Consider the following 13,321-nt stretch of genomic DNA (forward strand, 5'->3'; position numbering starts at 1 on the left):
ACATGGATGTGTTAACGGTTGCAATGAATGGGATCTTAGTCGGCAGCTTAACCAAAGCAAGCTCTGGTGCGATATTGTTTCAATATGATCCAACATGGTTATCACGAGCAGGAGCCCGTGCGATCTCACTTTCTATGCCGTTACGCCACGATGCTTATCATGGTGATATTCCTTACAACTTCTTCGATAATTTATTGCCTGATAACGAAGAAATTCGCAGCCGTATTCAATCTCGATTTCAAGCGGCTACCAAACGCCCCTTTGATTTACTAAGCAAAATAGGTGGCGATTGTGTTGGTGCTATTCAGCTTTATTCACCACAACATAGCCTACAGGATGTCAGGCAAATACAAGCAGAACCATTAACCGAATCTCGAATGGCACAGGTATTACGAGGTTACCAAAGCGATGCGCCACTCGGCATGCTAGATGATATGGACGACTTTCGTATATCTATAGCCGGCGCACAGGAAAAAACGGGCTTGTTATGGTATCAAAATCAGTGGCATTTACCGTTAGGTTCGACCCCAACCAGCCATATTCTGAAATTGCCAATCGGGATCTTACCGCACAAAAACATAGACTTAAGCGATAGCTGTGAAAACGAATGGTTATGTTTAAAAATCACGGCAGCATTTGGCTTTGAAGTGAACGATGCCAGCATCATCAATGTTGAAGATGTAAAAGCATTAGCGTTAACGCGCTTTGATCGTCGATGGTCACAAGACGGCAGTTGGTTAATGCGTTTACCCCAAGAAGACATGTGCCAAGCGTTAGGTGTTGCGCCGGCATTAAAATATGAATCGGACGGTGGGCCAAACATTGCCAGTATTATGCAATTTCTATTAGGTTCACGAACATCAACCCAAGATCGAGAAGTATTTTTCAAAGCACAGATCTTGTTTTGGTTGTTAGCAGCCATTGATGGACACGGTAAAAACTTCAGCTTATTTCTAGAACCTGAAAGCCGTTACAGTATGACACCGTTATACGACATTATTTCTGCTTATCCTTTAATGGATTCAAACAGCATACCGAAACAGAAAGCAAAAATGGCAATGGCATTAACGGGCACCAAGAAATATTACAAATGGCAAACCATTCAGCCTCGGCATTTTTTAAGTACAGCAAAAACGGTTGGATTTTCGACCCAACGTGCCAATGAATTAATGCTCGAAATGAAAAACCAAGCGCCAAGTGCGATAGAAAAAGTCCGTCAGCAATTACCCAACGATTTTCCTACTGATATTAGTGAATCGATATTTAACGGGATATTAAAGCAAGCAGGGCGATTGGCATAAAGCCAAGTTATACGTATAAAAAAGGCATGAGCAAACAACCCATGCCTTAAATACGCTTGCTTTAAATACTCTGGCCTTAATACTTATGCCTTCAGAATTAGGGCTTAATTAGCCAATAGTAGGATAGTCGGTATAACCGTGGTCATTACCGCCAAATAGCGTCGCACCATCCAGTTCTGCTAATGGTTGTTGGTGCTGTAGGCGTGAGACAAAATCAGGATTAGCCACAAACGGACGACCAAACGCCACCAAATCTGCATAGCCTTTATTAAGCACTTCATCCGCACATGCTTGCGTATAACTACATGCAACAATGATCGTATTAGTGAAATACTCACGCAGTTCAATTCTAAACTGTTCGGGGATCACTGGCGCATCATCCCAATCCGCTTCTGATAAATGCAGGTAACCAATGTCACGGGCTTGAAGTTGTTTTGCTGCTTCTAAAATAGTCGGCACAATATCAGGGCAATTCATATCTTTGAAAGTGATGAAGGGCGCAAGTCGAACACCCACTTTATTAGCACCAATGATATTACTAACAGCATCAACAACTTCTAGTAAGAAGCGAATACGATTTTCTCTAGTGACACCGTAACTATCTGTACGATGATTAGAGTTAGTACGCAAGAACTGATCGATAAGATAGCCATTACCGCCGTGAATTTCGACACCATCGAATCCCGCATCAATGGCGCGTTTTGCAGCATAAGCAAAATCTGCGATAACCCGATCAATATCTGCTTGTGTCATAGCTCTTGGTTCAACACAATCGACCATGTTGCCATTGCCTTGTTCATCTGCAATCCACACTTTAGTTTCAACAGGTTTAAGTGCCGATGGCGCAATCGGCTTCTCACCATTTTGGAATACAGGGTGAGACACACGACCTACATGCCATAGCTGACAAAACATCGCCGCGCCGTTCTTATGTACCGCTTGTGTTACTGAATTCCAACCCGATACTTGCTCATCGGTATAAACACCAGGCGTAAACGAATAGCCTTGCGAATCATCAGAAATCTGCGTCGCTTCAGAGATAATTAATCCAGCACTGGCACGTTGTTGGTAATAACTCGCCATCATCGCGTTTGGAACATTACCCGGCTGGCTACTACGCGCACGTGTCATCGGTGCCATAACAATACGGTTTTGTAGATTCAATTCGTTAAGCTGTGTTGATTCAAAAAGCTTGCTCATTATCGACACCTTATTTAAGTAGTGAAACTTGGGTTTTAACGCTGACCGATTCCATCCAATCTTTTACTGTGTTGTCCCACTTGATCTCAGGCGCACTAAAGAACCCACGTAAAATAGAGAACATAATCGCGCCATCAACCAAAAGAACAGCTTGGTTAGTTTCTAACTGCAAGATCGTTTTTGCTTGCTGTATAAGAGACTCAACGTCATTAGCGATGCTCGGGGTATCTTGCAATAACGCATCAAAATTTAGCTCGGCTGATTCTTTCTTGGCTCGCCAAGCTTGTCGGGCAGAAACCGTTTCAAACTCAGGTAACGCCATGTTTGCCCAACGTGGATAGCCGATTTTTTGTAATGGAAGAAACGCGTTTTTTTGCCAATCAAACACAGCCTTAGAAATCTCAACTGTCTCTCTAGACTGCACTAACTCAATGAAATACTGAATAATATCTAAACTTTCTGCTAAGGCTTCGCCATCATCTTTAATCAAAAGAGGCACTTGCTTGGTACCGATGAGCGCATTCGTGGTTTTGTCATCATCATAAGCAATACAAGTTACCGTCAGTGGGATATTCAACATTCCAGCCACATAACGGACGCGAGCACTAAAAGGGCAATGTTCATAAATATAAAGCTTCATCGTTATTTCCTATTTAGCCATTTTTGTTTTGATGGCGTCAGTATATTCATTGGATAGAATTTGATAATTGGGGTAAATTTAAAAAGATTATTTGGCTGAGCTGAACAATAAACAAAAGGAAAGGGCATGGATAAGTTTTCTGATATGACGTTATTTATCAGTATCGTTAAAAATCAAGGCATGGCCGCAGCAGGCAGAGAGTTAGGTTTATCTCCCGCAACGGTAACAGCTAGGCTGCAAGCATTAGAAGATCGCTACGGTGTTAAGCTGCTTAATCGCAGTACTCGGCATATCTCTTTAACCGAATCTGGTGCGCTGTATCATCAAGCCTGTTTAGAGATCATCGATAGCGTAAAAGAGACAGAAAACTTACTTCAAACCGGTAGCCAAGAAGTACGAGGGACGCTAAAGATCTCGGCGCCACGAGACATAGGCAAACAATACATCTCACCCGTCATATCGGCATTTTGCGAATTATACCCAGACGTAGTGCCGTACTTGTATTTAGACGATAAGCTCACCAACTTAGCAGAATCGGGGATTGATATTGTGATCCGTTACGGTGAACTGGCGGACAGTAACCTTATCTCTCGCAAACTTGCAGCCAGCAGGCGAGTGTTATGTGCAACGCCCGAATACTTGGCCAACAAAGGCACACCCTTAACACCGCAAGATCTCGCCGATCATCATTGTTTAGCCATGATCCGCAGTAATGAAGAACTGAAAACATGGCATTTTACAGACGACAACCAACAAACAGTGATAACCCTAGTACCCAAACGTTTTTCAGATGATGGTGAAGTGATCCGCCAGTGGGCATTAGATGGAGCAGGCATTGCGTTAAAATCGATATTAGATATTCAGCACGACATACAAGAGCAACGATTAGTGACGGTGCTTGATGGTTACATGAAGAACTTCAACGCATCGACATCTTCAGCCAGTGCCGACTTAAACGTGATTTACCAAAGCCGCCAGTACCAACCCAAACGGCTTCGATTGTTTATTGAGTTCTTGTTGGAGCGATTTGGTGAAAGGTTGGGGTAGTGGTTATAAAGAAAGGATAATTATGAGCAAAGCTACTGATGGTAAAATTAAGATCAATCGCTCTACTCATTTTCTGAAAATAATGAAGAAGTGTTGGATCCGATACTCCAATTATGTAGAGAGGGCCTGATGCGTATTTAACTCAATTTCTATCGTTAAATCACCTTTTAGATAGGCTTTAAGGTCATTAATCTTCCATGGTGCTAATATCGCGTTCTCATGTATGTGTATGTGTTCGTCATACGCCTCACTTGCACCATCGCGCAGTAACATAGAGAGATCTTCAAATTCAGGGTTTATTTCTGGATCTTCTGATAACAGTCCATCAATGGACCACGAACTTTTCTTGTCGATATTATTAAAAATCTCGGCAGGAAGCTTTTGACCTTCAAATAACTGGTTATATTTTTCATGATTGAGCTTCACACCCGAAAAATCTAACCCTGTTTTCTTACAAAACAGCATCAAGAGCTTTAAATGAGATCTGCTTTTGACATAATCCCAATAACCCGTACCAAGAACATCGTAAATTGGTATCTGAACACCACTAACATCAATAGTGCGACATATAACGATTCCAACGTTAAAGTGTTCGCCATCAAGACCACGTTTAGCGGCATTAGCCATATCTTGACTTAGATTAGACTTATCGTACTCAGCAACGAAATAGACTTTGGGCCTTTGATTACAACAAGAGTATTTAGCTAAGTTTTGAGCTACAAACCCAACGCTTTTATACCAGTGGTAATTATATGGTGGAGTAGTGTTATCACTTCTTCCGAGCAACCACTCTGGATTAATATTAAATGTATTACCAAGTTGTGTAATACCCTCATCTGTCATTGCATCGATAAGAGATTTGTCATCCAAATAATCGGATCGTAGAAACTCTCCAGGTTTAAAAAATTTGGGAACATCAAATGCGTCAACTCCATACGCATCAAAACATAATCTTAACCGAGTACACATCAACTTTAGCATTAGTTCACTACTCATTTTCAACACCATTTCCTTATAATGAATATGAAGTCATATGACTAATACTTTATAAATTATCTTTAGTAATGGCAAAAAATAACTATCACTATTACCGTATTTCGAAACCTCTATCACAATAAAAATATAAATAACCCATATAAAATTGTAACTATTCTTTTAGTTTTGTGCTTTTATAACCAAAAGTAATCTTTGTATGAGATGGTTTCTGTCATCTTTTTTTATCAAGATTAACGTAAATACTAATAAAAGATTGTATATATTGACCATCACGACAATGCAATCAAAAAACACATGTAAGAGTGATTGGATAACCTAACAACCTTCAAGCTATAAGAACCAAGCAAGACAATTATACAGAGCAAGCACAAGTATTTTGTCTAATTTCTTGGCTAGGTGTATTCGTCTCTTTCTTAGCTATCCTCTAAGACACCTTGCCAACAGTGTTATCCCAATTTGATTAACCCACCTGCCGATAGATGGCTGTTATATTTATTCTTATAGCTTGTAAAAACAATTATACAGCAGACACTTAATGATAATCTTCTGTGAATTGGTGATTTGGTTTTGTGTTATTTCTAGATCTTTTACATATGCATAATAAGCAAGAGCGACTGGATAATATCAATAATACCTTTCTTGATTGAAAATACATCAAGAATGCCTAGTTACCAAGTCATCAAATGGCTATATAATTCAACGTGTATCACTTTTACAAAAGAGAGCCTTAAGGGAAATGAAACTTAAAAATCTTGATAGACAAATTAACCTATTATGCCCAACTTGTGGCTCCATAGACTTTAATGAGCATGGAGAGTCTGAATCTGTTACTTGCCTTCAGTGCGGACGGCAGCTTACTCGTGATGAGCTTATTGAGGAGAACTCTGAATTAATTTCAGAAGTTAAAAATGAATTAGCAAAAGATGCGACTAAACAGATAGAAGCTGAAATGAAGAAAATGTTCAAAGACGCATTTAAAGGTCACAAAAATATAAAGTTTAGGTAAAAGGATCAAGAAAAATGGAATTTGGTGACGGTATCGCATTTTTGGCTTTATGTCTTTCTGGATACGCTACTTTGCGAACGATTCAATTTAACAAGAAACAAGACTCCTTCATTGAGGAACAAACAAAGCTGAGCAATATACTATTAAGAAAAGAAACAGATGAATTGCTTAAAAACAATAAAGCTGATTTGGGTGCAAATCTCATTAGGCTTGGTAATTCCAAGTATCGATTAAAAGTCTTTAACAAAGGTAATGCAGAAGCTAAAAATGTAACGGTCGAATTTTTAGAGGGGTCATGTTTAGTCCCAGAATCTGAATTACAGAGCAAGCTTCCATATAGTTCATTAGAAAAACATGAATACATCGAGTTCATAGCTTCAGTACACATGCAAACACCGAGAAAACACAAACTGAAGCTTTGCTGGTCTGATGAATATAAAAATTTCAATGAAAAATACACAGACATCTGCATATAAGTATCGAGTAGTAATACGAACAGCCTCAATTTAATCTTTTGCTAGATTAAGATGCACTCGGTGTAAGGCATATCATGAAAAAGCAAGCATAGTGGTAGTTGAAGATAATCAAATTTCTTTAGCTAGTAATCTAACCAAAGGTGACTTTAAGGGAAGTATCTATCTTGCATTTAAATCGTTTAATATAAAAACTATGTTATTGTTTTGTAGTGTTTTTTGCAATATCGGAGATAATGCTACAAATGTTATATCGTGTTTGAGAAAATTAATGAAAAATATAAATCAAACTTCGTCAGTTGGGCGCTTTAAAAGTCTATTCAAGAGATGGAAATCCAATAAAGAAAGTGAGACTCAATTTGTCGACCTAGCCGCAACAGATGGTGCAGATGATTGCGGCAAATATTGCGAAGCGATCGAGTACGCGCTAACTCGACCAGATGTTTTTAACATAGCAATAACTGGCCCATATGGTTCAGGGAAGAGCAGTGTAATAAAGGCCTTCTTAAAATCAAGTAAGCATGAAGCGTTACAAATATCCTTAGCTACCTTCGCTTCTGCTTCATCAACAGATAATGATAGTGACGAACCATCAGACTCCGCATCTAATAGCTCAACAATAAATAGACAAGATGTGGAGCGTAGCATTCTGCAGCAGATGGTTTACAAAGAAAATGCTAGAAAAATCCCTCTATCAAGATTCAAGCGCATAGAGTCGCCAACTTATTTAGGCCTAAAGTCACTTTACTTAACAGCTGGTGGCTTGTCGTCTTACTATATTTACAATCATATCTCAGATATCACCAAAGGCTCCTTCTTAAAGCCGCTCACTTTAATCTCAGATATCAGCAAAGGCTCATTCCTTAATCCTTCCACTTTATCAAATGCTCTCGACATAGGCATATTTGCTTTCACGGTCTGTTTTATCTGGTCTTTAGTGCGCATCTTGTACGGAAAGAGTTTTGGCCTATCCCTAAAGGGGCTTTCACTCAAAAATATAGAGATAAAACCGTCTTCAGATGATGAGTCATCAATTCTGAATCGTCACCTTGATGAGATCATCTACTTTTTCCAAAACACTAAATATGACCTAGTGATTATAGAGGACTTGGATAGATTCAATGATCATGAGGTGTTTATTACCTTAAGAGAGATAAACACCTTAATTAACAATAACAGCGACATAAAAAAGCGAGTGCGCTTCATTTACGCATTACGTGATGACATGTTTGAAAGCACAGATCGCACAAAGTTTTTCGAATTTATTGTACCGATTATTCCAATTGTTAACTCAAGTAACGCTATCGATAAGGTATTAGAGCACACTAAGAGAATAGGTATTCAAGAAAAACTCAATGACCAGTTCTTACGCGAAGTCTCACGCTACCTAGATGATCTACGTCTTATCCGGAATGTGTTTAATGAGTATGTAATTTACCAATCACGACTAGAGGACGCTTCAGTAGAGACGCTTGACCGAAACAAGTTACTGGCAGTACTTATATATAAAAACGTCTATCCTAGTGACTTTGAGCTATTACACCGTAATGATGGCATTCTCTCTGAGATACTGAATCTTCGTAATGAATTAACCGCAAAATTAGAAACAGATTACGATCAAAAGATAGAGCAAATTGAGAACGATATCACTATCATCGAAGATCAGCTCCCAGTAAATATACAAGAATTAAATTCCATATTTATTATGGCCATCCTTGAGCATCTTCCTGAAGGGATAGAACTGTTAAAAGACTATCAAGGGCATTGGCGACCTTTAGAGCATTATAAAAATAGCGATGACAGCTTAAGGAGCGTACTATCATCTACTTTAATTACTGCTTTAGACGTGGGGCGTAATGAGAAATATTTTAATCCTAAAACAAAACTAAAAGAATGCTATTCATTAGATGCTTACAAAGACCGTTATGATTTAATTATAAATAAAACAACCAACAAAAAAGATGAACATTTACAAAATATTCGTAAATTAAGAGAAAAGCGTGCAGCATTGCGAAAAGTAAAGCTTCGTGAAATCTTGCGTCATGATTATGAAAAATTAAATAAATTCTTTAGCAAGCTCAAAGGGAACAGTGATCTTGCTCGGTATCTAATACTAGAAGGGTATTTAGACGATAGTTATTACCAATACACTTCCTTATTTCATGCAGGACGACTGTCTCCAAGCGACAATGCGTTTTTAAGGAAAATCCGTGCGTTTAATACACCTGAGCCTACTTTCCAGATTGATAACCCAAAAGAAGTTATTGCTGATATGAGGGAAGAGGATTTTGGCCAAGACTACGTATTAAATATAAAAATCATAGATACCCTTTGTTCAAATAGCAGTTTGTATAAAAAACAGCTAACTATGATGAATGAATTTATCATAAAGTCATTCGCAAAAATTGAGGACTCTATAATTGCTTATTATGATGCTGGTGGCCAAGTAGGTTGTTTTATTAGACAACTAATGGATGATTATCCTTCATTCGTTCTTAAAGCAACGGAAGGGAAATATGCATACAAGCATGCTGCACTGATACTGACTCATCTAGAAAGTAATAAATTAGAAAAGCTTAATGGTGAGACGTCAAGATTTAAGGAATACTTATCTTCAAATCTTAAAGAAGTTCTAAATGAAGCCCCTGAACTCGATGCAGAGAAGCTAGTTGTTAGTAACGTGAACGTAAAAGATCTTTCTAGTATTCATGAGCACAAAAATATTGCATCTAAGCTAGTTGAGGAAGGGAAGTTCGAAATAAATACCTTCAATATAGAGTACATTATTAAAGATTTGCTCAATACCGGCAGCAAGAGTGATATCGAAACCAAGAACTACACAACAATTCTAAACTCTGGTAGCCATGGACTGATTAACAAGATCAACAGTAATTTAGATACTTACTTAATTGATGTACTAAATAAGCTTGGACAAAATAAGCAAGAAGATCCAGAAACAATAGTCAAACTGCTAAGCAAGACTAATGTAGATATTGAACTGGTAAAATCTGTTGTGGCGAATCAGACGTTAAAAATCCCTCACTTGGAAGCTATACCTAAAACACTATGGACCTTTGCTATAAGCAATAACTTAATTGAACCTAGTTTAGATAACTGTAAGAGCTATTTAGGTGAAGATGAGTATTATGATAAAGGTGAGCTTCTCAAGTTCTTAAATAGACCTAATGTATACAGTGCATTATCAAGCAAGCAACTACCAGAAAAAGAAACTGAGGCGCTGGAAGCATTTATTATAAATGCAAAGGAGCTAAATAATGATGCTTACCAAGCTTATTTATCTGTGTTTTTCTATAGCCACCCTGATCTCCCTGAAGGCTTGAGCGACGAAAAAACCCTTATCATGATAAATGCAGATGTCCTTTGCTTTACCGCAACAAATTTAAATGCCTTATCAGGCAATGAAGGTTTGTTGGTCCCATTCATTACTCGAAATATTGATGAGTTCATACAGAAAATTGACGATTTCAGAGTTGATAATCTTACTTATGTAGATCTACTTTCACAGGAAATATCGATTGAGCACAAGGTTGAAATAGTAAAGGCTATTAATATATCGATGATAGAAGGCTCAGCTCTCGCACAGGCCATTGCCTCAATTATAAACATTATGATGGATGAGAGATGTAAGGACAGTGACTTAAGTGGTGAGTTGGTTATCGGTATTATGAATGAAGTAATGTCAGAACAGGACCTTATGGCTCTATTAATAAAATTTGGTGAGCAGCTGAGTAAAGATGAAATCAAAAATACTTTAAAAAACTTAAAAGGAAAAATTGCAGATATTGTTCAGAAGATCAGTGGTCATGTGAAACTTGAAATCACACCAGAGAATGAAAAGCTGGTGAAGTTACTCAAAACTAAAAATATTATATCTAGCTCCAGTAAAGAAAGTCACGAAATAAGAGTAAATCTGTACCGCAAAAATAAAGAGAACGCTTAAAGAGTTAGGGTTGTGTGGTAACCAAACGTAAGGCTGGTTACCGCACTCCCTGAAAGCTAGAAGGACTCAAAATTATCCAATTCAAAATCATCATTGAGTTTTGGGAATCTACCAAGACCAACCTCTCCAGTACCAATCTCAGTAAGCTTTAAATCGAAAAAATTACGCTTTAAGTGCCTTCATTCATTGCCGAACGTACTATAAAATTTAAGTCATAATAGAATTATTGACAGATGATCATCGATAAAGGTTATAGAGATGAGGTAGAACTAACTACCTACATTCTCATCAACCAATTCAGTTTGGTTAGGTACCAACCATAGAACAAATATAGCAACAACCACCGAGATAAAACCACACAGCAACAGGTTTAGATTTGGGATTAATGCATTAAAAGCGAAAATCAAAATGACTGGAAGAACTGACGTAAACATTCCAAATAGTTTTCTTTGCCGATTCCATTTTATAAGTGCTGAACATTTCACGCAGCGATATTGAGTTGTGTATTTGCTAAATAATATATAGCTAAGGGAAATAGGAGAGTGACAGTTAGGGCATTGATGCTTAGCCATAAAGATTCCTAAGTGTTGTGTTTGTCGTGTAATCCAACTTGAACTTTACCAAGTTAGCTCATCTCTTTACAGACATCTGCACCAAGCAAGGTTAATGCTGGCGACTATCTCACATAATGATGAATCGCCATGTATCGATTAAAACTTGTTTTCACTGTTGTATTTGTTAGTGATTTTGAAGTCATTAAGGTCTAAGTCTTCTAAAAACTCAAAACCGTGATGCTCATGGTAATACCAAGCAGCAAAGCTAATGATCGCAAGTACAATTAATTTTTTCATACAATCCTTTGTTTTGTTAACAGTTAAACCAACAACGGCAATCCATGCCGTGTACCCAAGGAAAATAATATACAAAACAATAACGCAGTGATTGCAGTATCAAATGGCCAATCTGTGTATTAAACAAATGAATAACACTGAAACAGATTCAAATACCAATACAAGTTGTGATGATCGTTATGGTTAAGACGAGAAGCGAAGTAATATTTATACGCCCTTAACGATTAATAAATTAATGATAGGGCGCATAACAATCAAACAGAATGTTGTTTAGATAAGTTTTTTAAGTGTAATTGTTCGGTTTCATCATTATCTGGCATACGTAAATACTCTAAACGTCCATAACAAAATTGGATACGATTTAAGGTAAATATATGATTTTCATGTTGATTCATCCAATCTTTAATACCATCCAATAAAACAACATCTTTAGGTAACGGTGTTTTAAATTCGCCGTCACCCGTAAATACAACTAATGACTTAATGTGTTCTTCTGGTACAAAGTCGAAAAGGGCTTGAATTGCTTTAATATGCTTGTAATTTTGATGGATAGGGTTTTGAAAATACGAACGCTTTTTGAATAGCACTTGCATCCATTTCTTTTGTTTCGGATCTCCATATATCCAGCCACTATAGTGCTTAGTTTCAACAACAAACACGCCTCTGGTACAAATTAAGATATGATCAATTTGGGTTGTGCTGCCATCAATAGGCAAAGTCACATTGTTTATAACAATGCCAGCAATTTGCTCATCCATTAGATAAGCGTTCAATCTCTTAGAAACTAATCGTTCACCAATGTTAAGTCTAGACTTCTCAACATCAAATATTTTTCTTTTGGCAAAAGCAACGCCGCAAATAAAGCTGAACAATAATCCAAAAATGTAAATGAAATCAAACATAAGAAACTCGAAATTAAAAGCGAGAATTTACCACTGTGTAACTATATTCACTACAATTTAATTGAATCTTTTGAAAAAGCTTTGTCAGTACTTAAACGAATTTCATCTGTAGTTTCCGCTATGTTTTTCTTTATAAGAGGGATGTATTTATAGTTCAGTCTGTAAGATGTAGCTAACGTTGTATTTCCAGTAAGTGAAATTATGTTATCAGAGTTAGCTCCCCATATTTTCTCTGTACCAACCGTATCTTGAAGTATAAATTTTGAAAGGATATTAGCTGTAGATGGATAATCTTTAGCTTCTATGTATTGACTGTACTTCTTTGTGAGCTGATTAACTAAGCTGGTATAAAAGTATTCCTTTTCTTCAGCTGGCATTGAGATAACAAAAATATTAACTTGAATACGATACAAAGATTGAGATTTTTTAGTAAAGAAAAGCGAAACTTTAGCTGATTCACCAGCGACTTTAGTCGAATAACTAAAGATTCGAGCATCTGGCTTTTTATTAAGGTATTTTTCATTATATTGATTATAAAGTATTGAAGTACCAGTATTAATCGGGATGTTTTTCAACTTAGAACGCTTTTTAAAGGCTAGAATATTCATTCCATACTTCCAACCATCAAATGTATCTAACGCTGTAAGTCCATATTCATAATCTTCAGCACAGGGAAAGTCCTGAAATACAACTTTATCATCAATAGTGCACTTATATATTTCTGCAGCACTCGTTGCCGAACTAAGTGAGACAAGTAAAACGGATAAAGCTAGTTTGTGATTATTCATATCTTTCCTTGATTGAATATAATACGTATAAATATCAACTACTAATTACCATAATCTACAGAAGCGAATAAACTTCAATCATTAGTAAATGCGAGTGATGATCGTAAATTGAGATAAAATAAACACTTATACCTAAATTGATGTTGCTGACACTTT

At 37.2% G+C, this 13,321-nt stretch carries 12 protein-coding genes; 5 read left to right on the forward strand and 7 right to left on the reverse strand.

The window, feature by feature from the left end; all coding sequences use genetic code 11:
* Positions 1 to 2 precede the first annotated feature (2 nt).
* Positions 3 to 1,301, forward strand: a complete 1,299-nt coding sequence (locus tag C9J41_RS11300; protein ID WP_107294579.1) for a type II toxin-antitoxin system HipA family toxin — start codon at positions 3 to 5, stop codon at positions 1,299 to 1,301.
* Between the two features lie 108 nt (positions 1,302 to 1,409).
* Here the strand turns inward: C9J41_RS11300 and C9J41_RS11305 are convergent, their stop codons facing one another.
* Together C9J41_RS11305 and C9J41_RS11310 are read right to left on the reverse strand one after the other, a co-directional pair.
* On the reverse strand, positions 1,410 to 2,501 hold the full coding sequence (locus C9J41_RS11305; protein WP_107294580.1) for an alkene reductase: 1,092 nt from the start codon (positions 2,499 to 2,501) through the stop codon (positions 1,410 to 1,412).
* Positions 2,502 to 2,511: 10 nt separating this feature from the next.
* On the reverse strand, positions 2,512 to 3,141 hold the full coding sequence (locus C9J41_RS11310; RefSeq protein ID WP_107294581.1) for a GrxB family glutaredoxin: 630 nt from the start codon (positions 3,139 to 3,141) through the stop codon (positions 2,512 to 2,514).
* A 126-nt stretch (positions 3,142 to 3,267) separates the two neighbouring features.
* Between C9J41_RS11310 and C9J41_RS11315 the strand changes: the two genes are divergently transcribed.
* Positions 3,268 to 4,188 carry a LysR family transcriptional regulator gene (locus C9J41_RS11315; protein ID WP_107294582.1) on the forward strand — a complete coding sequence of 307 codons (921 nt, stop codon included), beginning with the start codon at positions 3,268 to 3,270 and terminating at the stop codon, positions 4,186 to 4,188.
* Between the two features lie 111 nt (positions 4,189 to 4,299).
* On the opposite strand, the gene C9J41_RS11320 is transcribed toward C9J41_RS11315, so the two are convergent.
* A complete protein-coding gene (locus C9J41_RS11320; RefSeq protein ID WP_107294583.1) occupies positions 4,300 to 5,184 on the reverse strand; it encodes a hypothetical protein in 885 nt (294 codons plus the stop codon).
* Positions 5,185 to 5,920: 736 nt separating this feature from the next.
* On the opposite strand from C9J41_RS11320, the gene C9J41_RS11325 reads away from it, so the two are divergent.
* From C9J41_RS11325 to C9J41_RS11335, 3 genes are all read left to right on the forward strand, one after another.
* On the forward strand, positions 5,921 to 6,190 hold the full coding sequence (locus C9J41_RS11325; protein WP_105062211.1) for a hypothetical protein: 270 nt from the start codon (positions 5,921 to 5,923) through the stop codon (positions 6,188 to 6,190).
* Between the two features lie 14 nt (positions 6,191 to 6,204).
* The gene (locus C9J41_RS11330) at positions 6,205 to 6,666 is read left to right on the forward strand and encodes a hypothetical protein (protein WP_105062210.1); all 462 of its coding nucleotides are present in this window, start codon (positions 6,205 to 6,207) and stop codon (positions 6,664 to 6,666) included.
* A gap of 91 nt (positions 6,667 to 6,757) precedes the next feature.
* Positions 6,758 to 10,624, forward strand: coding sequence for a P-loop NTPase fold protein (locus tag C9J41_RS11335; protein ID WP_107294584.1), 3,867 nt, complete (start codon positions 6,758 to 6,760; stop codon positions 10,622 to 10,624).
* Between the two features lie 269 nt (positions 10,625 to 10,893).
* Here the strand turns inward: C9J41_RS11335 and C9J41_RS21810 are convergent, their stop codons facing one another.
* From C9J41_RS21810 to C9J41_RS11345, 4 genes are all read right to left on the reverse strand, one after another.
* Positions 10,894 to 11,058 (reverse strand): hypothetical protein, encoded by a 165-nt coding sequence (locus tag C9J41_RS21810; protein ID WP_158259678.1) that lies wholly within the window; start codon positions 11,056 to 11,058, stop codon positions 10,894 to 10,896.
* 276 nt (positions 11,059 to 11,334) lie between these two features.
* A complete protein-coding gene (locus C9J41_RS21925; protein WP_199194437.1) occupies positions 11,335 to 11,475 on the reverse strand; it encodes a hypothetical protein in 141 nt (46 codons plus the stop codon).
* A 254-nt stretch (positions 11,476 to 11,729) separates the two neighbouring features.
* The gene (locus tag C9J41_RS11340; RefSeq protein WP_105062208.1) at positions 11,730 to 12,377 is read right to left on the reverse strand and encodes a nuclease-related domain-containing protein; all 648 of its coding nucleotides are present in this window, start codon (positions 12,375 to 12,377) and stop codon (positions 11,730 to 11,732) included.
* A 50-nt stretch (positions 12,378 to 12,427) separates the two neighbouring features.
* Complete coding sequence (locus C9J41_RS11345) at positions 12,428 to 13,165, reverse strand: hypothetical protein (RefSeq protein ID WP_107294585.1); 738 nt, start codon at positions 13,163 to 13,165, stop codon at positions 12,428 to 12,430.
* Positions 13,166 to 13,321: the final 156 nt, after the last annotated feature.

It is taken from the genome of Photobacterium sp. GB-50, from assembly GCF_003026755.1.
Lineage (GTDB): Bacteria > Pseudomonadota > Gammaproteobacteria > Enterobacterales > Vibrionaceae > Photobacterium.

Coding starts and splice junctions, on each gene's coding strand:
- C9J41_RS11305 (WP_107294580.1), bottom strand. CDS start 2,501: ATGAGCAAGCTTTTTGAATCAACACAGCTTAACGAATTGAATCTACAA.
- C9J41_RS11320 (WP_107294583.1), bottom strand. CDS start 5,184: ATGAGTAGTGAACTAATGCTAAAGTTGATGTGTACTCGGTTAAGATTA.
- C9J41_RS21925 (WP_199194437.1), bottom strand. CDS start 11,475: ATGAAAAAATTAATTGTACTTGCGATCATTAGCTTTGCTGCTTGGTAT.
- C9J41_RS11345 (WP_107294585.1), bottom strand. CDS start 13,165: ATGAATAATCACAAACTAGCTTTATCCGTTTTACTTGTCTCACTTAGT.
- C9J41_RS11300 (WP_107294579.1), top strand. CDS start 3: ATGGATGTGTTAACGGTTGCAATGAATGGGATCTTAGTCGGCAGCTTA.
- C9J41_RS11315 (WP_107294582.1), top strand. CDS start 3,268: ATGGATAAGTTTTCTGATATGACGTTATTTATCAGTATCGTTAAAAAT.
- C9J41_RS11340 (WP_105062208.1), bottom strand. CDS start 12,377: ATGTTTGATTTCATTTACATTTTTGGATTATTGTTCAGCTTTATTTGC.
- C9J41_RS11325 (WP_105062211.1), top strand. CDS start 5,921: ATGAAACTTAAAAATCTTGATAGACAAATTAACCTATTATGCCCAACT.
- C9J41_RS11330 (WP_105062210.1), top strand. CDS start 6,205: ATGGAATTTGGTGACGGTATCGCATTTTTGGCTTTATGTCTTTCTGGA.
- C9J41_RS21810 (WP_158259678.1), bottom strand. CDS start 11,058: ATGTTTACGTCAGTTCTTCCAGTCATTTTGATTTTCGCTTTTAATGCA.
- C9J41_RS11310 (WP_107294581.1), bottom strand. CDS start 3,141: ATGAAGCTTTATATTTATGAACATTGCCCTTTTAGTGCTCGCGTCCGT.